This is a genomic window from Pseudomonas sp. 2822-17, from assembly GCF_002742485.1.
In the GTDB taxonomy this organism is placed as follows: domain Bacteria; phylum Pseudomonadota; class Gammaproteobacteria; order Pseudomonadales; family Pseudomonadaceae; genus Aquipseudomonas; species Aquipseudomonas cyclaminis.
The window spans coordinates 270,525-294,808 of sequence record NZ_LJRZ01000392.1 but is presented as its reverse complement, the minus strand read 5'-3'; the positions used below and the strand labels follow the sequence as shown (position 1 = coordinate 294,808).

The window sequence follows — 24,284 nt, the reverse complement described above, 5'->3', positions numbered from 1 at the left end:
GCAATGCCTGTAGCTTGTTCCTACACCATCCCCTGACTAAATGCTAGAATCCCGGCCCATCATGCGGTCATTCTTCGTTATGGCCGAACATTCCTTCAAACAGTGCATCCCATGCTGAAGAAGTTGTTCCAGTCATTCCGTTCTCCCTTGCGTCGTACGCAACACATTCGCAGCACGCCTGAAGTGCTTAACAGCAATCAGCATTCATTGCAGCGCGCTCAGTTCAGCCGTTATGCGGTGAACATCGTCGAACGTTTGCAGAACGCCGGCTACCAGGCTTATCTGGTGGGCGGCTGCGTACGCGACATGCTGCTCAATATCACGCCCAAGGACTTCGACGTCGCCACCAGCGCCACGCCTGAGCAGGTCCGCGCCGAGTTTCGCAATGCGCGGATCATCGGTCGGCGTTTCAAGTTGGTGCATATCCACTTCGGTCGCGAAATCATCGAAGTCGCGACCTTCCGCGCCGGTCACCCGCAAAACGATGACGAGGAAGACACCAATCAGTCCTCGCGCAACGAGAGCGGGCGCATTCTGCGCGACAACGTGTACGGCACCCTGGAAGAAGACGCGCAACGCCGTGACTTCACCATCAACGCCCTGTATTACGATCCGGTCAGCGAGCGCATCCTCGATTACGCCAATGGCGTACACGATATCCGTAACAACCTGATCCGCTTGATCGGCGACCCGACACAGCGCTACCAGGAAGACCCGGTGCGCATGCTGCGGGCCGTGCGTTTTGCCGCCAAGCTCAACTTCGGCATCGAGAAACACACTGCCGCGCCGATTCGCGACCTGGCACCGATGCTGCGGGAAATCCCGTCCGCGCGCCTGTTCGAAGAGGTGCTCAAGCTGTTCTTGTCGGGCTACGCCGCCGACACCTTTGAGATGCTCGTGGACCTGCAGTTGTTCGACCCACTGTTCCCGGCCAGCGCCGAGGCACTGGAACACAACCCGACTTATACCCACACGCTGATCAGCGAAGCCTTGATCAACACCGACCTGCGCATCAAGCAGAACAAACCGGTCACCCCGGCGTTCCTGTTTGCTGCCCTGTTGTGGCCAGCCCTGCCAAAACGCGTACTGCGTTTACAGGACCGTGGCATGCCGCCGATTCCAGCGATGCAGGAAGCCGCCCACGAGTTGATTGCCGAACAGTGCCAGCGTATCGCCATTCCGAAACGCTTCACCATGCCGATCCGCGAAATCTGGGACATGCAGGAACGCTTGCCCCGCCGTAGCGGCAAGCGCGCCGACCTGCTGCTGGACAACCCGCGCTTCCGGGCGGGCTATGACTTCCTGCTGCTGCGCGAAAGTGCCGGCGAGCAGACCGATGGCCTGGGCGAATGGTGGACCGACTACCAGGACGCCAACGACAGCCAGCGCCGCGACATGATTCGCGACCTCGGCAGCAAGGGTGATGGTGTCGGCGAAGGACCTAAAAAACGTCGTCGCAGCGGCAGCAAGCGCAAACGCAGCGCTGATGCCTCGGGCGCCGCAGGCGAATAAACGTGGAACGTATCTACATCGGCATGGGCAGCAACCTCGCTGCCCCGGAGCAACAATTGCGCAGCGCTATCGAAGCGCTGGCGCAGTTGCCCGGCACCCACGTCTCAGGCGTCTCTGCCTTCTATCAAAGTGATTCCCTGCTCCCAGGCCAGCCGCGCTACACCAATGCGGTCGCCGCCTTGGACAGCAACCTCGCGCCCCTGGACCTGCTGGATGCGCTGCAAGCCATCGAGAACGACCAGGGCCGCGAACGCCTGGAGCGCTGGGGGCCGCGCACGCTTGACCTGGATATCCTGCTGTTTGGCGATCAACTGATCGATGAACCGCGCCTCAAGGTCCCGCACTACCAGATGCACCTGCGCGCATTTGTGCTGTATCCACTGGCCGAGCTAGCGCCCGCATCGCTGCAACTGCCCAACGGTCAAACGCTCAACGACTTGCTGACCGCCTGCCCGTTTGTCGGCCTGGAACGCTTGCCCCAAAACTGACTCGATCAATGTGGGAGCTGGCTTGCCTGCGATAGCATCACCTCGGTTTCACTGAAAGACCGAGGCGCCTGCATCGCAGGCAAGCCAGCTCCCACATTTTGATCACCTACACCCTCAAAATCGCTTTCCCATTTGCTGAATCGCGTCAGTAACAGCGGTAACACCGTCATCGTAACAATGCGGTAACACATCCAATTGACTTCCCGTGTCCTCCTCACGACTATAGGCGTCCCGCTGCCGCCAACCCGGCGCTGAAGGGCGCAATCCAGGCCTTATAAGCACTGCTCTCAAGACGGTGCGCCTGTATAAAACGAAGACTCACGCGCGTAACTCGCTGTTTCCAAGCGCCTGAACGAGGACCCTTTTCATGCCAGACATTACCCTGACCACCTTGCAGAGCCTCAAGCTCAAAGGTGAAAAAATCACCATGCTGACCTGCTACGACGCTACCTTCGCCCACGCCAGCTGCCAGGCCGGGGTTGAGGTGTTGCTGGTAGGCGACTCCCTGGGCATGGTTCTTCAAGGGAATGACAGCACCCTCCCCGTGACCACCGATGAACTGGCCTACCACACGGCCAGCGTCAAGCGCGGTAACAACGGCGCCTTCATCATCGCCGACCTGCCGTTCATGGACTACGCCACGGTCGAACAGACCTTCCTCAACGCTGGCAAACTGATGCGCGCCGGTGCGCACATGGTCAAAGTGGAAGGTGCCGTGTGGCTCGCCGAGTCGATTCGCCTGCTGGCTGAACGCGGCGTGCCGGTGTGCGCACATATGGGCCTTACGCCACAGTCGGTGAACATCCTCGGCGGCTACAAGGTACAAGGCCGCAACGAAGCCCAGGCGCGCCAGATGCGTGCCGATGCCATTGCCCTGGAGCAAGCGGGCGTTGCGATGATCCTGCTTGAATGCGTGCCCAGCGAACTCGCCGCCGAAATCACCCAGGCCGTCAAAGTGCCAGTGATCGGCATTGGCGCGGGCTCGGCCACCGATGGGCAGGTGCTGGTGCTCCACGACATGCTCGGCCTGTCGATTACCGGCCGCGTGCCAAAGTTCGTGAAGAACTTCATGACCGGCCAGGACAGCATCCACGCGGCATTGAGCGCTTACGTCAGCGAAGTCAAAGGCGTGACCTTCCCAGGCGCCGAACACGGATTCTCTGCATGAACACCGTAAGAACCGTACGCGAACTACGATCCGCCGTCGCCCACGCCCGCATGGCCGGTAAACGCATTGGCTTCGTGCCCACCATGGGCAACCTGCACAGCGGCCACGCCACCCTGGTGACCAAGGCTGTGCAGCAAGCGGACTTTGTCGTCGCCAGCATCTTCGTCAATCCGCTGCAATTTGGCGCGGGTGAAGACCTGGACAAGTATCCCCGCACCCTCGCCGCCGACCAGGAAAAGCTCCTGCAAGCGGGCTGCAACCTGCTGTTCGCACCGACCGTCGAAGAGATGTACCCCGGTGGCATGACCGGCCAGACCCGCGTCAGCGTGCCGCAACTGTCCGAAGGCTTGTGCGGCGCCAGCCGTCCTGGGCATTTCGAAGGCGTGGCGACCGTGGTCAGCAAACTGTTCAACATGGTCCAGCCGGACATCGCGGTATTTGGTCAAAAGGATTACCAGCAACTGGCCGTGATTCGCGCCATGGTCCATGACCTGAACATGCCGATCCAGATCATCGGCGAGCCCACCGTGCGCGCCGAAGACGGCCTGGCGCTGTCCTCGCGCAACGGTTTCCTCAATGCAGAGGAACGTGGGATCGCGCCGGTGCTGTATCGCTGCCTCAGCCATATTGCCGCCGCCATCAAGAACGGTGACCACGACTTTGCCGCGCTGCGCGCCGAACAGGTCAAGCAGATCGAAGCAGCCGGGTTGCGCCTGGATTACCTCGAAGTGCGCCAGGGCGTGCATCTGCGCCCGGCAACCCCCGAGGACAAGGACATCGTCATCCTGGTGGCGGCCTTCCTGGGCACGACCCGCCTGATCGACAACCTGCATCTGAACCTCATTTAAACCCCGCAATACACCCCGCCGATTGCCCTGCTCGCCGTGCCGGTATAAAAAAGTACCGGCCACAGCGCAGACAAAGCCAAGACATATCGACACGCTAGGTTTAATGTAATCGCCCGGCGCTATAGTTAGCGCTGTCTGGAACCCATTCCTTGAGATAAGACTGGATGTTCCGGGCTTTGAAGTGTCCTAAAGGCAGTCCCCGTAATAAAAGGAAACCCGCAGCGATGGCGTACTACCGCACCCCTCATGACGTTACCGCTCTGCCCGCCTGGCAAGCGCTCAATCAACATCGCCAAGCCATGCAGGATTTCAGCATGCGCGAAGCGTTCAATGCCGATCCCCAGCGATTTTCCCAATTCACCTTGAGCAGCTGCGGACTTTTCCTCGATTACTCGAAAAACCTGATCACCAGCGAAACCCGCGACCTGCTCGTCGGCCTGGCCAAGGAAGTCGGCCTCAAGGACGCGATCGACTCGCTGTACGCTGGCGAGCCGGTCAACTCGTCCGAAGGCCGCCCTGCCCTGCACACCGCCCTGCGCCGCCCGGTGGGCGACAAGCTGTCGGTCAACGGCGTGAACATCATGCCGGACGTGCACAAGGTGCTGAACCAGATCACTGACCTGGTCGGCCGCATCCATGACGGCCTGTGGCGTGGCTACACCGAGAAGCCCATCACCGACGTGGTGAACATCGGCATCGGTGGCTCGTTCCTCGGCCCGGAACTTGTCTCCGAAGCGCTGTTGTCCTACGCCCACAAAGGCGTGCGCTGCCATTACCTGGCGAACATCGACGGCAGCGAGTTCCACGAGCTGACCATGAAGCTGCGCGCCGAAACCACGCTGTTTATCGTCTCGTCGAAATCCTTCAACACCCTCGAAACCCTGAAAAACGCCCAGGCCGCCCGCGCCTGGTACCTGGCCCAGGGTGGCTCGGAAGCCGAGCTGTACCGCCACTTCATTGCCGTGTCGAGCAACAACGCGGCAGCCGTGGCCTTCGGTATCCGCGAAGAAAACATCTTCCCGATGTGGGACTGGGTCGGCGGCCGGTACTCGCTGTGGTCGGCCATCGGCTTGCCTATTGCCCTGGCCATCGGCATGTCCAACTTCAAGGAACTGCTGTCCGGTGCCTACACCATGGACCAGCATTTCCAGAACGCGCCCTTCGAGCAGAACATGCCGGTGCTGCTGGGCCTGCTGGGCGTGTGGTACGGCAACTTCTGGGGTGCGCAGAGCCATGCGATCCTGCCGTACGATCACTACCTGCGTAACATCACCAAACATTTGCAACAGCTGGATATGGAATCCAACGGCAAGAGCGTGCGCCAGGATGGCAAACCGGTGTCCACCGATACTGGCCCGGTGATCTGGGGTGGCGTGGGTTGCAACGGTCAGCATGCTTACCACCAGTTGCTGCACCAAGGGACTCAACTGATCCCGGCCGACTTCATCGTGCCGATCGTCAGCTTCAACCCGGTGTCCGATCATCATCAGTGGCTGTACGCCAACTGCCTATCCCAGAGCCAGGCTCTGATGCTCGGCAAAACCCGCAGCGAAGCCGAATCCGAGCTGCGCGACAAGGGCATCCCGGAAGACGAAGTGCAGAAGCTGGCCCCTCACAAGGTGATCCCGGGCAACCGTCCGAGCAATACCCTGGTGGTGGAGCGCATCAGCCCGCGTCGCCTCGGTGCGCTGGTTGCCATGTATGAGCACAAAGTGTTCGTGCAGAGCGTGATCTGGGGTATCAACGCCTTTGACCAATGGGGCGTGGAGCTGGGTAAAGAGCTGGGCAAGGGCGTCTACAACCGCCTGACCGGCGCCGAAGAAACCTTGGCCGAAGACGCTTCGACCCAGGGCCTGATCAACTACTTCCGCGGCCGTCACCGCGGCTGATCCAGGTATCGCAGGGCCAACGTCCGTTTGGACGTTGGCCTTGAACCCTCCTCACACAGGGTGCATCTTTATAGCTTGTCGCAAAAACAAGAATAAGGATCGCTCATGTTCGATATCAGCACGTTTCCCACCGCCGATGCCGTCCGTCGGGCTGCGCAACTCAGTCAAGAGGACTACCAGCGCCTCTATCGTCAATCCATTGAGCAACCCGATACGTTCTGGGCCGAACAGGCCAAGGGCTTTCTCGACTGGATCACCCCCTGGCACACCGTTCAACACTCGGACATCCGCACGGGCGCGGCCCAATGGTTTGCCGGCGGCCAACTGAACGTCAGCTACAACTGCATCGACCGTCACCTGGCACAACGCGCCGATCAGCCGGCCTTCATCTGGGAGGGCGATGATCCGACAAACTCTTGCACCATCACCTACCGCCAACTGCACAAAAACGTCTGCCGCCTGGCCAACGTGCTGAAAAGCCGTGGGGTGAATAAAGGCGATCGCGTGTGCATCTACATGCCGATGATCCCGGAAGCGGCCTACGCCATGCTGGCCTGCACGCGGATTGGCGCCGTGCACTCAGTCGTGTTTGGTGGCTTTTCGCCGGATGCGCTGCGCGACCGTATTCTCGACGCCGACTGTCGGACCGTGATCACCGCCGATGAAGGCGTGCGCGGCGGCAAGCCCGTGGCCTTGAAACAGAATGTCGACAAGGCCCTGGCCAGTTGTCCGAATGTCAGCACCGTCGTGGTGGTGCAACGCACCCGTGCCGCCGTGAACTGGAGCGAAGACCGCGACCTCAACTACCAGCAGGCCGTGGACGCGGCCAGCGACGATTGCCCGCCAGAGCCGATGGACGCCGAAGACCCGCTGTTCATCCTCTACACCTCCGGCAGCACCGGGAAACCCAAAGGCGTGCTGCACACCACCGGCGGCTACCTGCTGCAGGCGGCCATGACCTTCAAATACGTGCTCGATTACCGAGACGGCGAGGTGTTCTGGTGCACCGCCGATGTGGGCTGGGTCACCGGCCATAGCTACATCGTGTATGGCCCGCTGGCCAATGGCGCCACCTCGCTGATGTTCGAGGGCGTGCCGAGCTACCCGGATAGCTCGCGGTTCTGGCAGGTCATCGATAAACACCAGGTGAATATTTTCTACACCGCCCCAACGGCCTTGCGCGCCTTGATGCGCGAGGGCCACGGCCCACTGGAAAACACCTCCCGCGCCAGCCTGCGTTTACTGGGCAGCGTGGGCGAGCCGATCAATCCAGAGGCTTGGGACTGGTACTTCAACGCCGTGGGCGAACAACGCTGCCCGATTGTGGATACCTGGTGGCAGACCGAGACCGGCGGCATCATGCTCAGCCCGTTGGTCAGCGCCCAGCGGATCAAGCCGGGCTGCGCCACCCAGCCGATGTTTGGTGTGCAACCGGTGTTGCTGGATGAACAGGGCAAGGTGATCACGGGCGCCGGCAGCGGCGTACTGGCGATCAAGGCGAGCTGGCCGGGCCAGATCCGCAGTGTCTACGGCGACCCACAGCGGATGATCGACACCTATTTCAAGCCCTACCCCGGCTACTACTTCACCGGCGACGGCGCACGTCGCGATGAAGACGGCGATTATTGGATCACCGGACGTATCGACGATGTGATCAACGTGTCCGGGCACCGTATCGGCACCGCCGAGGTGGAAAGTGCGCTGGTGCTCCACGACCAAGTGGCCGAGGCTGCGGTGGTGGGCTACCCCCACGATGTCAAAGGCCAGGGCATCTACGCCTTCGTCACCCCCATGAACGGCGTGGAACCCAGCGATGCGCTGAAAAAACACCTGCTGGAGCTGGTCAGCAAGGAAATCGGCAGCTTTGCCAAGCCGGAACTGATCCAATGGGCACCAGCCTTGCCGAAAACCCGCTCCGGCAAGATCATGCGCAGGATTTTGCGCAAGATCGCCTGCAACGAACTGGACAGCCTTGGCGATACCTCGACCCTCGCCGACCCCAGCGTCGTGGACGGCCTGATCGACAAACGCCTGAACCGCTAGGAACCCCTGAGTCGCCATGGAATTTATCCGCAGCCGTATCGAAACCCAACTGATGAGCCTCACCGGCTTGTCACTGGGCCAACTGGACCTGGAAAACCCCAAGGGCGATCCCGGCCTGTTCGGGCCGGACTCGGTCAGTTGGCAAGTTCATGGCGACTTCAGCAGCATGCTCATCGGCGGTATCAGTGCGTTGATGCTGCAAGCCCTGCATCCTCTGGCCCTGGCCGGCGTGTGGGACCATTCGAACTTTCGCCAGGACATGCTCGGGCGCCTGCGGCGCACTTCGCAGTTCATTTCCGGCACTACCTTCGGTTCGCGCAAAGATGCCGACTGGCTGATCGAAAAAGTGCGCACCATTCATTTGCAGGTGGTCGGCCATGCCCCGGATGGGCGGCCTTATGCGGCAAGCGACCCGGACCTGCTGACCTGGGTGCATGTAGCGGAGGTGAGTAACTTTCTCGCCGCCCATTTGCGCTATCGCAACCCGACGCTTTCGGGGCGCGACCAGGATCGTTACTACAGCGAAATCGCCTTGATAGCGGAGCGCTTGGGCGCACGGAATGTACCGCGATCACGGCAGGAAATTTCCGATTATCTGGAGCGCATCCGCCCGCAATTGCTGTGTGACGAACGCAGCCGCGAAGTACTGCGCCTGCTGCTGAACGCGCCTTCGCCCAGCACGTTGGCCAAGCCGTTTGGCGCCTTGATGATGCAGGCCGGAATCGACCTGCTGCCGGACTGGGCCAGCGCCATGCTCGGTCAGCGGCAGAACCCGATGCAACGCCAGATGATCCGCGCCGGGGTCAAGCGCAGTGCGCCGCTGCTGCGCTGGGCGATGCGCAATGGTTCGGTACAACGGGCACACCGACGGATGGGGTTGATGTAGGCAAGGCCCTATAGCTGTTAAACTTCGCGCCCTCATTTACAGCCAGGCGCGCTCCATGTCTCCCTTGAATCAGGCGCTGCGCGCCGCCCTCGATCATCGCCAAGACCTGATCAACGAGCTGCACGCCCAAGGCACCGATTGCTATCGCCTGTTCCACGGCAGCCAGGAAGGTGCCGGGGGCCTGACCATCGACCGCTACGGCCCGCAGTTGCTGGTGCAGAGTTTCCATCAGTCGCTGGAAACAGCAGACCTGCTGGACCTGCATCAACTGATCAACCAGTACCTGGGCCTGGAGTTGCTGCTGATCTACAACGACCGCTCCCGTGGCAACTCGCGGATCGACCGCGAAGACACGGTCTATCGCGCCGGACCCGCAGCACTGGAAGACCTGGTCGGCCACGAATGGGGCCTCAATTACCGTGTGCGTGGCCGCCATGCCGGGCAGGATCCTTTGCTGTTCCTCGACCTGCGCAATACACGCGGCTGGGTCAAAGAGCACAGTGCCGGCAAAAGCGTGCTGAACCTGTTCGCCTACACCTGCGGCGTGGGCCTGAGCGCCGCGGCCGGTGGCGCGAGTGAGGTGTGCAACCTGGACTTCGCTGAAGGCAACCTGGCGGTCGGGCGTGAAAACGGCCTGCTCAACCCAAAACTGCCGAGCATGGCGTTTGTGCAGTCCGACTACTTCCCGGCGATTCGCCAGCTGGCCGGGCTGCCGATTACCCAACGGCGCGGGCAGAAACTGCCGAGCTACCCGCGTCTTGAACAGCGTCAATATGACTTGGTGCTGCTCGATCCTCCGGCCTGGGCCAAGAGCGCCTTTGGTACCGTCGACCTGTTGCGCGACTACCAAAGCCTGCTCAAGCCCGCACTGCTGGCCACCGCCGACAACGGCGTGCTGATTTGCTGCAACAACCTGGCAAAAGTCAGCATGGAGGATTGGCGCGAACAGGTCCTGCGCTGTGCGGAAAAAGCCGGGCGCCCCGTGCGCGACTGGCAAATCATGACACCGGGGGCGGATTTTCCTTCACAGGATCAGCAGCCACCCCTGAAAACACTGATACTCCAGCTGTAGGACACGTCCCAAAGCCCCGGCTCTTCGGAACCGAAAACCCGTGCCATACTCCAAGGCACTCCTGTTCGATATAGATGGCGCCGCCCCATGTCCAAAGGATTGATTCGCGCCACTGGCGCCTTGTTGACCGCCCTTGCCCTGTACAGCTTGCTGGGCTTTTTGATTCTGCCGGGCATCGCCCTTCGCATTGCCAACCAACAACTGGCCAATTACGCCACGGTGCCGGCGCGGATCGAGCGCATCGAGCTCAATCCGTTCAGCCTGGAAGTCACCGCATGGGGCCTGAAGATTGGTGAACCCGGCAAGGAACAGGTAGGTTTTGAGCGCCTTTACGCCAACCTGCAGATCGACAGCCTGTGGACCCGCGCACTGCATCTGGCCGATGTGCAATTGGATCAGCCCAAGACCGAGCTGCTGTTCGACAAGTCTGGCCAATTGAACCTGGCGCAGTTGCTCAAATTGCCTGCGAGCGAACCGTCCCCCGCCGATCCCGACGCCAAGCCGTTCCCACTGCGTATCGACAGCATCAAGCTGGCCGGCGGTTATGTGCACTTCCAGGATCTACGCCCCAGCGAGCCGATCGAATTTCTCTACGACAAACTCGACTTTGAGCTCAAAAACCTCAGCACCTTGCCTGAAGACAATGCCGACATGACCTTGGTCGCGGCAGGCCCTGAGGGCGGGCAGATCGACTGGAAAGGCAACTTCAGCCTGGTGCCGATCACGTCCGAAGGTACGCTGAAGGTCACTGACGGCAAGATGAAAGCCTGGTGGCCGTATGTGCGTGACGCGCTGCCCCTGGTCCTCGAAGACGGTGTGCTCAACTTCAGTACCGACTATAAATTCAGCCTGGCCAAAGAAACCGAGCTGAACCTGACAAACACAGCCGCCAGCATCGCGCCGTTCGCCATCAAGGCGCCGGATGGCCGCCCGCTGGTGCGCCTGGAGCGCCTGGACGTCAGCGAGACCACGGTGGACCTGGCCAAGCAACAAGTGGTGGTCGGCAAGATCCGCAGCAACAAACTGGAAACCTGGGCCGCCCGTGAAGCCGATGGGCAACTGGACTGGCAGAAACTGTTCGCCAGCCAACCGAGCAAGCCAGCCAAGGCGCCGGAGCCAGCCACGGCGCCCGCCACCGCCGATTCGCCAAAGACTGCACCCGCTGCGCCAAGCAAACCTTGGCAGGTGCTGCTCAAGGACGTGCAACTGCGCAACTATCAAGTGCACTTGGCCGACCGACAGGTCAAACCAGCCGTAGCGCTGGAGCTGGGCCCGCTGAATGTCGATGTACAGAATTTCGACAGCCTCAACCAGAGCCCATTCACCCTCAAGGTCGACAGCGGCCTGGGCAAGCAAGGCAAGATCCAGGCGACCGGCGAAGTCAACCTCAACCCGGTCAGCGCCAAGTTGAAGGTCACCACCAAGGACATCGACCTGCGGGTCGCCCAGTCCTATATCAGCCCGTTTATCCGTCTTGAACTGCGCAGTGGCATGCTCGGCAGTGACCTCGACGTGAACCTGAAAAGCACCGAGCCCCTGGCGCTGCAGATTACCGGGCGGGCGCAGGTTGACCAGTTGCACACCTTGGACACCCTGAAGACCCGTGACTTCCTCAAATGGCAGCGTGTGGTCGTCGAGGGTCTGAACTATCAGCACGGCAACAGCCTGTCGATCGACAAGGTCAACCTGTTGCAACCCTATGCGCGGTTCATGATCAACGATGACCGCACCACCAACGTCGACGACCTGCTGATCCCGCAGCCAGCCGACACAGGCGCCAAATCGACGGCCAAGCCTGCTGCGAGCAACGATAAACCCCTGGGCATTCGTATCGGGCAGATTGCTATCAACGACGGCTCGGCCAATTTTGCCGACTTCAGTCTTACACCCAACTTCGCCACCGCCATTCAACAGCTCAACGGACAGATCGGCACGATTGACAGCCGTCAGGCCAAACCGGCCAGCGTCGATATCAAGGGCAAGGTGGACCGCTACGCGCCGGTGACGATCAAAGGCAGCGTAAACCCGTTTGACCCGATGTCAGCGCTGGACATCGCCACCAGTTTCAAACGCGTTGAGCTGACCACATTGACGCCTTATTCAGGCAAGTTCGCCGGCTTCCGTATCCGCAAGGGCCGCCTGAACCTCGACCTGCACTACGTGATCACCAAAGGCCAGTTGAAGGCCGAGAACAAGGTGGTGGTCGAGCAACTGCAACTGGGTGAGAAGGTCGACAGCGCCGATGCCGTGGACTTGCCGATTCGTCTGGCAATCGCCTTGCTCAAGGACACCGACGGCAAGATCTCGATCGAGCTGCCGGTTACTGGCGACCTGAACAACCCGCAATTCAGCGTGATGCCGATTGTGTGGCAGACCCTGCGTAACCTGGTGGTCCGTGCAGCGACAGCGCCGTTCAAGTTTATCGGCGGGTTGGTCACCGGGGGCGGCTCGGAGGACTTGGGCAATGTGTCCTTCGCCCCGGGTTCCAGCGAGTTGAGCAAAGACGCCGAGAGCGCGCTGAACACACTGGCCAAGGCACTCAAGGAACGCCCAGCCCTACGCCTGGAAATTGAAGGCACAGCGGCTGCCAGCAGCGACGGCCCTTTCCTGGCCGCCGAACGCCTGGAACGCGAATACCAGTACAACTATTACAAAATCCTCCAGCGCCGCGGCGATAAAGTCCCGGCTCAGGCGTCGTTGCTGGTCGTTCCGGAAAGCGAAAAAGCACCGTTGCTCGAAGGCATCTACCGTACCCGCGTGAAACAACAGCCACCTGCGGAGTGGAAAGACCTGAGCCGCGATGACCGGTCAGCCAAGCTGCGTGACGGCGTGATCAAGTTCTGGAGCAATAGCGACGTGCTGCTGCGGCAACTCGGCCAGGATCGTGCCAGCACCATCAAGGATTACCTGGTGGACAAGGGCCAGCTGGAAGACGACCGCGTGTACTTTATTGATGCCAACCTGGGCCAGGCGGAGAAAGATGGCCGTGTGGTAACGCTCATGCACCTGGATGCCGAATAACCTGGCCCAATAGAACAGGCCCCGACACTAGTGCCGGGGCCTGAGTTGACCACATCCGTGTGGTCGGTCGCATGAACCTTAGAGGTGCATTGAGTGGATATCTAGCTCACTCGTGGCCGCCGCTTAAGTCAAACGAACTGTCCAGCGTTACTCTGCTTTCAGGCCATCGGCCGAGACAGCTTTAACGCCTTTGATTTTCTTGGTAATCGCTACAGCAGTGGTTTTCTGCGCTTCGCTAACGGCTACGGTCGACGACAGGGAAACAACGCCTTTGTTAGTTTCGACCTTGATGTCGGTGCCAGGAATACCCTTTTCGGTAACCAGGTCAGCTTTTACCTTGGTGGTGATCCAAGTGTCGCTGGTGGTTTCCTTGGCGTCATGGGCTGCGCCTTTGGTTTTGTCGATGCCATCTGCTTTGGTAGCACCGCCAGCCATCAGGCCATCAGCGGAAACAGCAGTGACGCCTTTGATCTTTTTGGTGATCGCGACAGCAGTAGCTTTCTGTGCGTCAGAGATAGCGACTGTCGAGGACAGGGAAACCACGCCTTTGTTGGTTTCAACCTTGATGTCCGAACCAGGAATGCCCTTTTCGGTCAGCAGGTCGGATTTGACTTTGGTGGTGATCCAAGTATCCGAAACGCTTTCCTTGGCCTTGGTAGCTTCGCCAGCCGCCAACGTCATAGGGGCTTGGGAAGTCTGAGCAAAGGCTACGTTAGCACCCATGGCCAGAGTCAGAGCGGTAGCAGTAGCGAGAGCGAACTTCTTCATACGAGTAACTCCTGTTTTATTAAAAGTCTGCAGTACGTGAACCTTGATGCTGCAGCGTTAACAGGGATATTGCAGGCAGTGTGCCAAGTCGAAGCCTTCAATTAAACCCTTATAAAACAACAACTTATGAATATTGAATATTTCCGGAATCGTGCAACTTGCATGAAGGCCGTCGTGCCTGCATGCAAGTTGCGGCTTTTGCATTGGGCTAAACGGCTGATTTCGCTTCACTTTCCCGCGCCCATGAAAAAAGGACCCCGAAGGGTCCTTTTGTTCAGCTTAAACCTGCGGGTAATTAAACGCCCGAAGCCTTGGCTGCTGCTACGTCCTTGATGGACAGCTTGATACGGCCGCGGTTGTCCACGTCCAGTACCAGCACTTCCACTTCCTGGCCTTCTTTCAGAATGTCGGTCACTTTCTCAACACGAGCGTCGCTCAGCATGGAGATGTGAACCAGACCGTCTTTGCCCGGCAGGATGTTGACGAATGCGCCGAAGTCGACGATGCGCTCAACCTTACCAACATAGATCTTGCCGATCTCGGCTTCAGCGGTGATGCCCAGGACGCGCTGACGTGCAGCTTCAGCCGCTTCCTTGGTTTCGCCGAAGATTTTGATCGAGCCGTCGTCTTCGATGTCGATCGAAGCCTTGGTTTCTTCGCAGATCGCACGGATGGTCGCGCCACCTTTACCGATAACATCACGGATTTTGTCGGTGTCGATTTTCATCGCGATCATGGTCGGAGCATTTTCCGACAGCTCGGTGCGCGACTGGCCAATGATCTGGTTCATCTGGCCGAGAATGTTCAGGCGCGCTTCCAGGGCTTGGCCCAGAGCGATCTCCATGATTTCTTCGGTGATGCCTTTGATCTTGATGTCCATCTGCAGCGCGGTAACACCTTTAGCGGTACCGGCTACTTTGAAGTCCATGTCGCCCAGGTGATCTTCGTCGCCCAGGATGTCGGTCAGGATGGCGAACTTCTCGCCTTCTTTAACCAGACCCATGGCGATACCGGCAACCGGTGCCTTCATCGGTACACCGGCGTCCATCAGGGCCAGGGAAGCACCGCAAACGGAAGCCATGGAGCTGGAACCGTTGGATTCAGTGATTTCCGACACAACACGGATGGTGTACGGGAACACGTCAGCAGCAGGCAACATTGCGGAAATCGAACGACGGGCCAGACGGCCGTGACCGATTTCGCGACGACCAGCACCACCCATACGACCACACTCGCCCACCGAGAACGGAGGGAAGTTGTAGTGCAGCATGAACGGGTCTTTTTTCTCGCCTTCCAGGGTGTCCAGCAGCTGTGCGTCACGGGCGGTACCCAGGGTCGCAACTACCAGAGCCTGAGTTTCACCACGGGTGAACAGTGCCGAACCGTGGGTCTTCGGCAGAACGCCGACTTCGATGTTCAGCGGACGTACGGTGCGGGTGTCACGACCGTCGATACGTGGCTTGCCGTTAACGATGTTTTCGCGAACGGTGCGGTATTCGATTTCACCGAATGCAGCTTTGACTTCGCTGGAAGAAGGCTGGCCTTCTTCACCGGACAGCTTGGCTACAACCTGATCCTTCAGCTCGCCCAGGCGAGCGTAACGGTCGGCCTTGACGGTGATGGTGTAGGCGTCGGAGATGGCAGCGCCGAACTCGGAGCGGATAGCGCCCAGCAGTTCGGTAGCTTCGGCTTGTGGAGCCCAGGCCCAAGTAGGCTTGGCAGCTTCGGCAGCCAGTTCTTTAACTGCGTTGATCACAACCTGGAATTCGTCGTGAGCAAACAATACGGCGCCCAGCATCTGGTCTTCGGTCAGCTCTTTGGCTTCCGATTCAACCATCAATACGGCTTCCGAGGTACCGGCAACGACCATGTCCAGGCTCGATGCTTTCTGTTGCTCGTAAGTCGGGTTCAGCAGGTAGCCGGTGCTTTCGTGGAAAGCAACGCGGGCAGCGCCGATCGGGCCATCGAAAGGAATACCGGAGATCGCCAGGGCAGCCGACGTACCGATCATTGCAGCAACGTCCGGATCGGTTTTCTTGCTGGTGGAAACGACGGTGCAGACAACCTGCACTTCGTTCATGAAGCCTTCAGGGAACAGCGGACGGATCGGACGGTCGATCAGTCGGGAAGTCAGGGTTTCTTTCTCGGAAGGACGACCTTCACGCTTGAAGAAACCGCCAGGGATCTTACCGGCAGCGTAAGTCTTTTCCTGGTAATGAACAGAAAGAGGGAAGAAGCCCTTGCTCGGATCAGCGGTCTTGGCGCCAACAACGGTCACCAATACGGTAACGTCGTCATCAACGGTAACCAGCACTGCGCCGGAGGCTTGACGGGCGATACGGCCTGTCTCAAGGGTAACGGTCGACTGACCGAACTGGAATTTTTTGATAACCGGGTTCACGGTGTCCTACCTTCTTTGTGGCTCTTGGGGAACTTGTTTTCTTGCGAAATTCTTGGGCAATGTCGGGAATCGGCCCAACCCTTGTCCAGGGGGTAAAACGTGTATCCAGATAAAACTTGAGGCTGGGAGCCTACCATGAGCCAACGGGAATCCCGATGACACACGGCAGACAACCAACCTCTAGCGCAATCGCTTATTAGCGACGCAGACCCAGGCGACCGATCAGAGCCTGATAACGACCCAGATCCTTGCCTTTCAGGTAATCCAGCAGCTTACGACGCTGGTTTACCATGCGGATCAGACCACGACGGGAGTGGTGATCTTTACCGTTGGCCTTGAAGTGACCTTGCAGCTTGTTGATGTTGTGGGTCAGCAGTGCAACTTGCACTTCTGGCGAACCAGTGTCACCAACAGCTTGCTGATAGTCAGCAACGATTTGTGCTTTTTCTTGAACGTCGAGAGCCATGAGGCAATCCTTTTTTCAGGAAACCACCCAAAGGGCAGTTTCAACAGGCCAGGGACAAATCCCTGTATCTAAAAATGAGTGTTGACCGTGCCTGTTAACAGCCACACTCGTCCGGTCATTCTGACCGAATCAGTCTACGCGGCGCGATGCGCCCGTCTTCGCTCACTTCACCGATACCGATAAAGCGACCGTTATGATCCTGTACCCGCACCATGCCGAACTTCGGAGCATCCGGGGCACGTACCGGCTGGCCGTTGAGCCAGTAGAACGCGCTGTGCTCCGAGAAGTGCAGCAACGGCCAATCCAGCAAACCGCTGTCCGATGGCATCAGGAAGCGATCAACCGCTTCATTGCCGCCTTCGGCGTGTACCGCTTCCAACTCTTCCAGCGTGACCGTCTGAGCGAGGCTGAAAGGTCCGGCCTGGGTGCGTCGCAGTTCTGCAACGTACGCGCCGCAACCGAGCTGTTCACCAATATCTTCCACCAGGGTACGGATATAGGTGCCTTTGCTGCAGTCCACGGCCAGGCGTGCGGTTTCACCTTCACAGGCGAGCAATTCCAAGCGCGCAATAGTAACAGAACGCGGTTCACGCTCCACTACTTCGCCCGCACGTGCCAGCTTGTAAAGTGGCTGCCCGTCACGTTTGAGAGCCGAGTACATCGGCGGTATCTGACTGATTTGCCCACGAAAAGCGGGTAAAGCGGCTTCGATATCAGCACGACCAACGGTCACCTCGCGAACCTGCAAAACATCACCTTCGGCATCCGCCGTGGTGGTGGTCTTGCCCAGTTGCATCAGGGTTTCGTAACCCTTGTCGGAATCCAGCAGGTATTGCGAGAACTTGGTCGCTTCGCCAAAGCACAACGGCAGTACGCCGGTAGCCAGGGGATCCAGGCTACCGGTATGCCCGGCTTTCTCGGCATTGAGCAGCCAGCGGACCTTCTGCAACGCGGCATTGGAGGTAAAGCCAATGGGCTTGTCGAGCAGAATGATGCCGCTGACGTTGCGACGGATACGTTTGACCTGAGCCACCGCTTACTCCTTGGCGTCTTCAGGTGTGGACGGATGCTGGCTGTCTTCAGCCACGGCGCGCTCGATCAACGCCGACAGGTGCGCACCACGCACGACGCTTTCGTCGTAGTGGAAGTGCAACTGCGGAACACTGCGCAACTTCATTTCGCGGGCCAACTGCATGCGCAGGAAACCGGCGGCAGAGTTGAGCACCTTGATGCTTTGTGCGATTTCTTCGCTGTTGTCCTGCCCCATCACAGTGATGAAGATCTTGGCGTGACCCACGTCACGGCTCACTTCAACGGCGGTGATAGTGACCAGGCCAACGCGCGGGTCTTTGACTTCGCGACGGATCAGTTGGGCCAGCTCGCGCTGCATCTGATCGCCGATACGTTGGGTACGGCTGTATTCTTTTGCCATGTCTTGTTACCTGTTACTGCCACACGGTGAAACCCGTGGGGTCTGAAAGCGGCAAACGCCCGGCCTGACAAAAGCCAGACCGGGCGTTGCGTTTAGAGTCCGTACGCTGCGCGGGGCATTTTCATGCCCACACGCGACGTGGCTCCGGAAGTGCGCGAGTTAGAGGCTGCGAGCAACCTGAACCTTCTCGTAGACTTCGATCTTGTCGCCAGGCTTGACGTCGTTGTAGCTCTTGACGCCGATACCGCATTCCATGCCGGCACGTACTTCGGAAGCGTCATCCTTGAAGCGGCGCAGGGATTCCAGCTCGCCTTCGAAGATAACGATGTCTTCACGCAGTACACGGATCGGACGGTTACGGTACACAGTACCTTCGATAACCATGCAACCGGCGATCGCACCGAATTTCGGCGAGCGGAACACGTCACGCACCTCGGCGATACCCAGGATATTTTCCCGAACGTCGCTGCCAAGCATACCGGTGAGGGCTTTCTTGACGTCTTCGATGATGTCGTAGATGACGTTGTAGTAACGCATGTCCAGGCCTTCCTGCTCGACGATCTTCCGTGCGCCAGCATCGGCACGCACGTTGAAGCCGAACAATACAGCGTTGGAAGCCAGTGCCAGGTTAGCGTCGGATTCGGTGATACCACCGACACCGCCACCCACAACACGCACTTGCACTTCGTCGTTACCCAGGCCATTCAAGGCGCCGTTCAACGCTTCGAGGGAACCACGAACGTCAGATTTGAGGACGATATTCAGCGTCTTCTTCTCTGCCTGGCCCATGTTCTCGAAGATGTTTTCCAGCTTGCCGGCGTGAGCGCGAGCCAGTTTGACTTCGCGGAACTTGCCTTGACGGAACAGAGCCACTTCACGGGCTTTCTTCTCGTCCGACAGCACGCTCATCTCGTCGCCAGCGTCCGGGGTACCGTCCAGGCCGAGGATCTCGACAGGGATGGAAGGACCGGCTTCCTTGATTGGCTTGCCGTTCTCGTCGAGCATGGCACGTACACGGCCATAGTTCGAACCGACCAGGACCATGTCGCCTTGGCGCAGGGTACCGTCTTGAACCAGAACGGTTGCAACCGGGCCACGACCTTTGTCGAGACGCGATTCAACCACAACGCCACGACCTGGGGCCGATGGGGTTGCTTTCAGTTCGAGTACTTCAGCTTGCAGCAGGACCGCTTCGAGCAGTTCGTCCACGCCAGTACCGACTTTCGCCGAAACCGAAACGAACGGCGTATCACCGCCCCACTCTTCAGACGTCACGCCGTGAACCGACAGTTCGCTACGGATGCGATCAAGATCGGCGCCCGGCTTGTCGATTTTGTTCACGGCAACAACCAGTGGAACACCAGCGGCCTTGGCGTGCTGGACAGCTTCAATGGTCTGCGGCATCACGCCGTCGTCCGCTGCAACTACCAGGATCACGATGTCAGTCGCCTTGGCACCACGGGCACGCATTGCAGTAAACGCGGCGTGACCAGGGGTGTCGAGGAAGGTGACCATGCCGCGCTCGGTTTCAACGTGGTATGCACCGATGTGCTGGGTGATACCGCCGGCTTCGCCAGCAGCTACCTTGGCACGACGGATATAGTCGAGCAGCGACGTCTTACCATGGTCAACGTGGCCCATTACGGTCACAACTGGCGCACGGGAGAACGTCTCACCTTCAAACTTCAGGGACTCTGCCAGGGAGTCTTCCAGGGCGGTGTCGCTGACCAGGGTCACTTTGTGGCCCAGTTCTTCGGCTACCAGCTGAGCAGTTTCCTGATCAAGCACCTGGTTGATGGTCGCTGGAGTACCCAGTTTGAACATGAACTTGATGATTTCAGCAGCCTTGACCGACATCTGGTTGGCGAGATCGCCAACAGTGATGGTCTCGCCGATCTGCACATCACGCACGACAGGGCCGGTTGGGCTCTGGAAACCGTGGGCGTTGCGCTTCTTCAGCTTGGCCTTGCCGCGACCACCACGACGGAAGCCATCGCTTTCTTCGTCGGTAGTACGTGGGGCAACGCGTGGCGCAGGCGCTTTCTCTTTGACCGAAGCGCGATGCGGAGCGTTTTTGCGCTCGCCATCGCCACCGCCACCGCGACGATTGTTATCGTCGGCACGTGGTTTGTCCGGACGACGAGGTTCCTCGCGCTTGCGGGCATCGGCAGCAGGTGCTGGTGCAGCGGCAACCGGAGCGGCCTCACGCACAGCTTCTGCAGGAGCAGCGACCGCATCAGTCGAAGCAGTTTGCGCAGCAGCAGGCTGACGGCGCGCTTCTTCTTCGGCGCGACGCTTGGATTCTTCTTCAGCCTTCTGACGAGCAGCATTTTCTACTGCGCGACGTTCATCCAGTTCGCGTTTGCGCTCGGCTTCGATTTCTTCCGGGCTGCGCTGTACGAAGACTTTTTTCTTGCGTACTTCAACGCTGATGCTCTTGCTACCAGCAACACGCAGGGTGCTGGTAGTTTTGCGCTGCAATGTAATCTTGCGCGGTTCTTCCACTTTCGCCTTGTGGCTGCTCTTCAAGTGAGTCAGCAAAGACTGCTTCTCACTATCGCTCACACCTTCATCGGCGGCGGTGTGCGGCAGACCTGCCTCACGCATCTGCTGCAACAGGCGCTCTACCGGTGTTTTGACCTCATCGGCCAGTTGTTTCACCGTGACTTGCGTCATGCACTTCTCTCCTCAGGCCGCGCCTAATTACTCGAACCAATGGGCTCGGGCGGCCATGATCAACTTGCCGGCACGATCATCGTCAATGCCGTCGATGTCGAGCAGGTCGTCAATAGACTGCTCGGCCAGGTCTTCGCGGGTAATTACGCCGCGCACCGCCAGTTCCATCGCCAAATCCTTGTCCATACCCTCAAGCGAGAGCAGGTCTTCGGCCGGATGGGCGTCTGCCAGCTTTTCCTCAGTAGCGATGGCTTTAGTCAACAAACGATCCTTGGCCCGAGCGCGAAGCTCGTTGACGGTGTCTTCGTCAAAGCCGTCGATGTTGAGCATTTCTTCCAACGGTACGTAGGCAATCTCTTCCAGGCTGGTAAAGCCTTCATCTACCAGCACCTGTGCCAGGTCTTCGTCGACTTCCAACTCGTCGATGAAGTTGCGCAGGATGTCACCGGTTTCAGCTTGCTGCTTAGCCTGGATGTCCGATTCGGTCATCACGTTCAGGGTCCAACCGGTCAGTTGGCTGGCCAGACGCACGTTCTGACCACCACGACCAATGGCCTGAGCCAGATTGTCTGCGCCAACGGCGATGTCCATTGCATGGGCATCTTCGTCAACGATAATTGCCGCCACTTCTGCAGGCGACATTGCGTTGATCACGAACTGCGCCGGGTTATCGTCCCACAGGACGATGTCCACACGCTCACCGCCCAATTCGCCCGACACTGCCTGGACGCGCGAACCGCGCATACCAATGCAAGCACCTTGCGGGTCGATGCGTTTGTCCTTGGAGCGGACCGCGATCTTGGCGCGCGAGCCCGGGTCGCGGGACGCAGCCATGACTTCAATCAGGCCTTCGGCGATTTCCGGCACTTCGATACGGAACAGCTCGATCAGCATTTCCGGCGCGGTACGCGACAGGATCAACTGAGGGCCGCGGTTCTCGGTGCGGATTTCCTTGAGCAGCGCACGCAGACGCACGCCGACACGGAAGGTTTCGCGAGAGATGATGTCTTCGCGGGCCAGCAACGCTTCGGCGTTGTTGCCCAAGTCGACGATCACATTGTCGCGGGTCACTTTTTTCACGGTGCCGGAGATGATTTCACCCAGGCGCTCGCGATAAGCGTCGACAACTTGAGCGCGCTCAGCTTCGCGAACCTTTTGCACGATCACCTGTTTGGCGGTCTGTGCAGCAATACGGCCGAACTCGATGGATTCGATCTTTTCTTCGACGACATCACCGACCTGGGCGCCCGGGTGCGTTTCAGCAACCTTGCTTGGCCAGGTTTCGATGGCCGGATCATCAAGATCGGCTTCTTCGACGACCGTCCAGCGACGGAAAGTCTCATAGGCACCGGTGTGGCGGTTAATTTCCACACGCAGATCAACTTCGTCTTCAAAACGCTTTTTGGTAGCAGTGGCCAGGGCCAGCTCCAGCGCTTCAAAAATCACGTTTGCCGGTACGCCCTTTTCATTGGATACCGACTCAACAACCAGCAGTACTTCTTTGCTCATCGTACGCCTCGCCTTTCGCAAGCCATTGGATCCGCGGGATCCGCGTCTCAGTCAAAACTGGGAATAATGTTGGCCTTGTCGATCATATCGATCGGCAACAGGAACTCATGGTCTTCTACCTGCACCACGACATCCTGTTCTTCTACACCGCGCAGAAGGCCCTGAAAGTTGCGTCGCCCTTCAAAAGGAGACCGCAGCTTGATCTTCACTTGTTCACCGGCAAATTTTGCAAACTGCTCAATAGTGAACAGTGGGCGTTCCATGCCTGGCGAGGAAACTTCGAGGGTGTATTCAACGGAAATTGGATCTTCAACATCCAGGACACCGCTGATCTGACGGCTGACAATGGCACAATCGTCCACCAGCACACCGCCCTCTTTATCGATATAAACGCGCAACATTGAGTGGCGACCTTGAGCCGAAAACTCAATACCCCAGCATTCATAGCCTAGGGCCACGACCACCGGGGCCAGCAAGGCCTGCAACTCTTCTAGCTTGCTCGACACCTGAACCCCCTCGTGCATGTATGTGCATGCTGTGCAAAATAAAAAAATGGGCGAAACGCCCATCCTTGAAACGCCGTCGAACAGCGGCGTTGAAAGTGTCCAGCTAACAAAAAGCCCCTTAAAAGGGGCTCCGCTAAAACTGGTTGCGGGGGCCGGATTTGAACCGACGACCTTCGGGTTATGAGCCCGACGAGCTACCAGACTGCTCCACCCCGCGACAAAGCTGGGGCGGAAGTATACGACCGATCCCTTACAGGGTCAATGTAACCTTCCACCTACAAAAAAGCCCGCAACAGCGGGCTCTTCTGATAATTGGTACCGAGAAGGGGACTCGAACCCCTACACCCTATGGGCACAACCACCTCAAGGTTGCGTGTCTACCAATTCCACCACCTCGGCAATACAGCGCTTACAACCCTTCTTACTTCTGCTCTTGAGCTGGAGGTACGTCAGTCGCTGGAGTAGCCGACTTTTGCTCTTGAAGCACCGGGACATCATCAGAAGCCGGTTTTGCTTTTGGAACTTCCAACACTGCTGGGTTTGGCAAACCTACTTGAGTCAGCACATGAGCTTTCTCTTTAGCAAAGTAACCTAACCCTAAGCTGGTTATGAAGAAACCGGCGGCAAGTATAGCAGTAAACTTACTAAGAAAGGTAGAGGAACCTTGGCTTCCGAACACAGTATTTGAAGCACCTGCACCGAAAGACGCACCAGCATCCGCACCTTTACCCTGTTGCAACAAAACCAGGGCAACTACGCCCAGGGCAGCCAACAGATGAAAAACGACTACGACTGTTTCCAGCATTTTTTCAGTTTCCCGCGGCGCGACAGATCGCACCGAACTCATCTGCATTCAGGGAAGCTCCACCAATGAGCCCCCCATCGATATCCGGCATGCCGAACAGTTCGACCGCATTGGCCGCCTTCACGCTGCCGCCGTATAGAAGCCGCACACCTTGTGCGATTTCAGAATTCTCTGCCGCCAACTGCGCGCGGATGGCTGCGTGCACATCCTGCGCCTGTTGCGGTGTAGCAGTCAGCCCGGTACCAATGGCCCAGACCGGCTCGTAAGCAATTACCGCCTTTGCAAACGCACCAACACCCAGCTCCTCGATGATGCCGCCCAACTGACGCGAGACAACTTCAAGAGTCTTGCCTGATTCGCGCTGCTCTAGGGTCTCGCCTATGCACAACACTGGAATCAAGCCACAAGCCTGTGCCGCTGCGAACTTGCGATTGAGTGTTCCATCACGCTCGCCCATCATCTGACGACGCTCGGAGTGCCCAACAAGCACATAGGAACAACCCGCATCGACCAGCTGACTCGGTGCAATCTCACCGGTCAACGCACCTTGCATGGCCTCCACCGCAGAATTCTGCGCGCCGACCTGAATCGACTTACCTTTCAAGCCATCAACCACTTGGGTGATATGCAAGCAAGGCGGGAAAACCGCGACATCAACACCGCTAGGCAAGGCCAGGTGACGAAGGCCATTGATCAGCTCAGCGACACTGGCGCGGGTACCGTGCATCTTCCAGTTACCAGCTACCATAGTGCGACGCATGCTGTACCTCGTCGGTCAAAGTGGGCGCAGATGT

19 protein-coding genes and 2 tRNA genes are annotated in these 24,284 nt (G+C 58.8%); 9 read left to right on the top strand and 12 right to left on the bottom strand.

Going from position 1 to position 24,284, the window contains the following annotated elements:
* Nucleotides 1-111: 111 nt before the first annotated feature.
* The 9 genes from AOA60_RS13295 to AOA60_RS13250 all read left to right on the top strand — a co-directional run bounded on the left by AOA60_RS13295 (nucleotide 112) and on the right by AOA60_RS13250 (nucleotide 12,927).
* The gene (locus AOA60_RS13295) at nucleotides 112-1,512 is read left to right on the top strand and encodes a polynucleotide adenylyltransferase PcnB (RefSeq protein WP_099584806.1); all 1,401 of its coding nucleotides are present in this window, start codon (nucleotides 112-114) and stop codon (nucleotides 1,510-1,512) included.
* A 2-nt stretch (nucleotides 1,513-1,514) separates the two neighbouring features.
* Nucleotides 1,515-2,000, top strand: a complete 486-nt coding sequence (gene folK / locus AOA60_RS13290) for a 2-amino-4-hydroxy-6-hydroxymethyldihydropteridine diphosphokinase (RefSeq protein WP_099584805.1) — start codon at nucleotides 1,515-1,517, stop codon at nucleotides 1,998-2,000.
* A 367-nt stretch (nucleotides 2,001-2,367) separates the two neighbouring features.
* Nucleotides 2,368-3,168: a 3-methyl-2-oxobutanoate hydroxymethyltransferase gene (gene panB, locus AOA60_RS13280; protein ID WP_099584803.1), complete on the top strand. Its 801-nt coding sequence runs from the start codon at nucleotides 2,368-2,370 to the stop codon at nucleotides 3,166-3,168.
* Nucleotides 3,165-4,016 carry a pantoate--beta-alanine ligase gene (gene panC, locus AOA60_RS13275; RefSeq protein WP_099584802.1) on the top strand — a complete coding sequence of 284 codons (852 nt, stop codon included), beginning with the start codon at nucleotides 3,165-3,167 and terminating at the stop codon, nucleotides 4,014-4,016. The genes panB and panC overlap by 4 nt, the downstream gene beginning before the upstream one ends.
* 224 nt (nucleotides 4,017-4,240) lie before the next feature.
* A complete protein-coding gene (pgi, locus tag AOA60_RS13270) occupies nucleotides 4,241-5,905 on the top strand; it encodes a glucose-6-phosphate isomerase (protein ID WP_099584801.1) in 1,665 nt (554 codons plus the stop codon).
* A 105-nt stretch (nucleotides 5,906-6,010) separates the two neighbouring features.
* Nucleotides 6,011-7,948: an acetate--CoA ligase gene (acs, locus tag AOA60_RS13265; protein WP_099584800.1), complete on the top strand. Its 1,938-nt coding sequence runs from the start codon at nucleotides 6,011-6,013 to the stop codon at nucleotides 7,946-7,948.
* A gap of 16 nt (nucleotides 7,949-7,964) precedes the next feature.
* Nucleotides 7,965-8,834 (top strand): oxygenase MpaB family protein, encoded by an 870-nt coding sequence (locus AOA60_RS13260; protein WP_099584799.1) that lies wholly within the window; start codon nucleotides 7,965-7,967, stop codon nucleotides 8,832-8,834.
* 55 nt (nucleotides 8,835-8,889) lie between these two features.
* Nucleotides 8,890-9,906 carry a class I SAM-dependent rRNA methyltransferase gene (locus AOA60_RS13255; protein ID WP_099584798.1) on the top strand — a complete coding sequence of 339 codons (1,017 nt, stop codon included), beginning with the start codon at nucleotides 8,890-8,892 and terminating at the stop codon, nucleotides 9,904-9,906.
* A gap of 87 nt (nucleotides 9,907-9,993) precedes the next feature.
* The gene (locus AOA60_RS13250; RefSeq protein ID WP_099584797.1) at nucleotides 9,994-12,927 is read left to right on the top strand and encodes a DUF748 domain-containing protein; all 2,934 of its coding nucleotides are present in this window, start codon (nucleotides 9,994-9,996) and stop codon (nucleotides 12,925-12,927) included.
* A gap of 147 nt (nucleotides 12,928-13,074) precedes the next feature.
* Here AOA60_RS13250 and AOA60_RS13245 read toward each other — a convergent pair whose 3' ends face one another.
* The 12 genes from AOA60_RS13245 to tpiA form a co-directional block, all read right to left on the bottom strand.
* Nucleotides 13,075-13,695 carry a BON domain-containing protein gene (locus tag AOA60_RS13245; RefSeq protein WP_099584796.1) on the bottom strand — a complete coding sequence of 207 codons (621 nt, stop codon included), beginning with the start codon at nucleotides 13,693-13,695 and terminating at the stop codon, nucleotides 13,075-13,077.
* A gap of 295 nt (nucleotides 13,696-13,990) precedes the next feature.
* A complete protein-coding gene (gene pnp, locus AOA60_RS13240; RefSeq protein WP_099584795.1) occupies nucleotides 13,991-16,096 on the bottom strand; it encodes a polyribonucleotide nucleotidyltransferase in 2,106 nt (701 codons plus the stop codon).
* 196 nt (nucleotides 16,097-16,292) lie between these two features.
* Complete coding sequence (gene rpsO / locus AOA60_RS13235; RefSeq protein ID WP_003176135.1) at nucleotides 16,293-16,562, bottom strand: 30S ribosomal protein S15; 270 nt, start codon at nucleotides 16,560-16,562, stop codon at nucleotides 16,293-16,295.
* 115 nt (nucleotides 16,563-16,677) lie between these two features.
* Nucleotides 16,678-17,595, bottom strand: a complete 918-nt coding sequence (gene truB, locus AOA60_RS13230) for a tRNA pseudouridine(55) synthase TruB (protein ID WP_099584794.1) — start codon at nucleotides 17,593-17,595, stop codon at nucleotides 16,678-16,680.
* A gap of 3 nt (nucleotides 17,596-17,598) precedes the next feature.
* Nucleotides 17,599-17,994, bottom strand: coding sequence for a 30S ribosome-binding factor RbfA (gene rbfA, locus AOA60_RS13225; RefSeq protein ID WP_003176137.1), 396 nt, complete (start codon nucleotides 17,992-17,994; stop codon nucleotides 17,599-17,601).
* 159 nt (nucleotides 17,995-18,153) lie between these two features.
* Entirely contained in the window at nucleotides 18,154-20,670 is a 2,517-nt protein-coding gene (infB, locus tag AOA60_RS13220) for a translation initiation factor IF-2 (protein WP_099584793.1), read from the bottom strand.
* 27 nt (nucleotides 20,671-20,697) lie between these two features.
* Nucleotides 20,698-22,179: a transcription termination factor NusA gene (gene nusA, locus AOA60_RS13215; RefSeq protein WP_003212187.1), complete on the bottom strand. Its 1,482-nt coding sequence runs from the start codon at nucleotides 22,177-22,179 to the stop codon at nucleotides 20,698-20,700.
* A gap of 47 nt (nucleotides 22,180-22,226) precedes the next feature.
* The gene (gene rimP, locus AOA60_RS13210; protein ID WP_038843818.1) at nucleotides 22,227-22,685 is read right to left on the bottom strand and encodes a ribosome maturation factor RimP; all 459 of its coding nucleotides are present in this window, start codon (nucleotides 22,683-22,685) and stop codon (nucleotides 22,227-22,229) included.
* Nucleotides 22,686-22,825: 140 nt separating this feature from the next.
* Nucleotides 22,826-22,902 (bottom strand) — tRNA-Met (locus tag AOA60_RS13205).
* Nucleotides 22,903-22,998: 96 nt separating this feature from the next.
* Nucleotides 22,999-23,084: transfer RNA gene (locus AOA60_RS13200), tRNA-Leu, on the bottom strand.
* Between the two features lie 22 nt (nucleotides 23,085-23,106).
* Nucleotides 23,107-23,490: a preprotein translocase subunit SecG gene (gene secG / locus AOA60_RS13195; RefSeq protein WP_010206600.1), complete on the bottom strand. Its 384-nt coding sequence runs from the start codon at nucleotides 23,488-23,490 to the stop codon at nucleotides 23,107-23,109.
* Nucleotides 23,491-23,494: 4 nt separating this feature from the next.
* On the bottom strand, nucleotides 23,495-24,250 hold the full coding sequence (gene tpiA, locus AOA60_RS13190) for a triose-phosphate isomerase (RefSeq protein ID WP_099584792.1): 756 nt from the start codon (nucleotides 24,248-24,250) through the stop codon (nucleotides 23,495-23,497).
* Nucleotides 24,251-24,284: the final 34 nt, after the last annotated feature.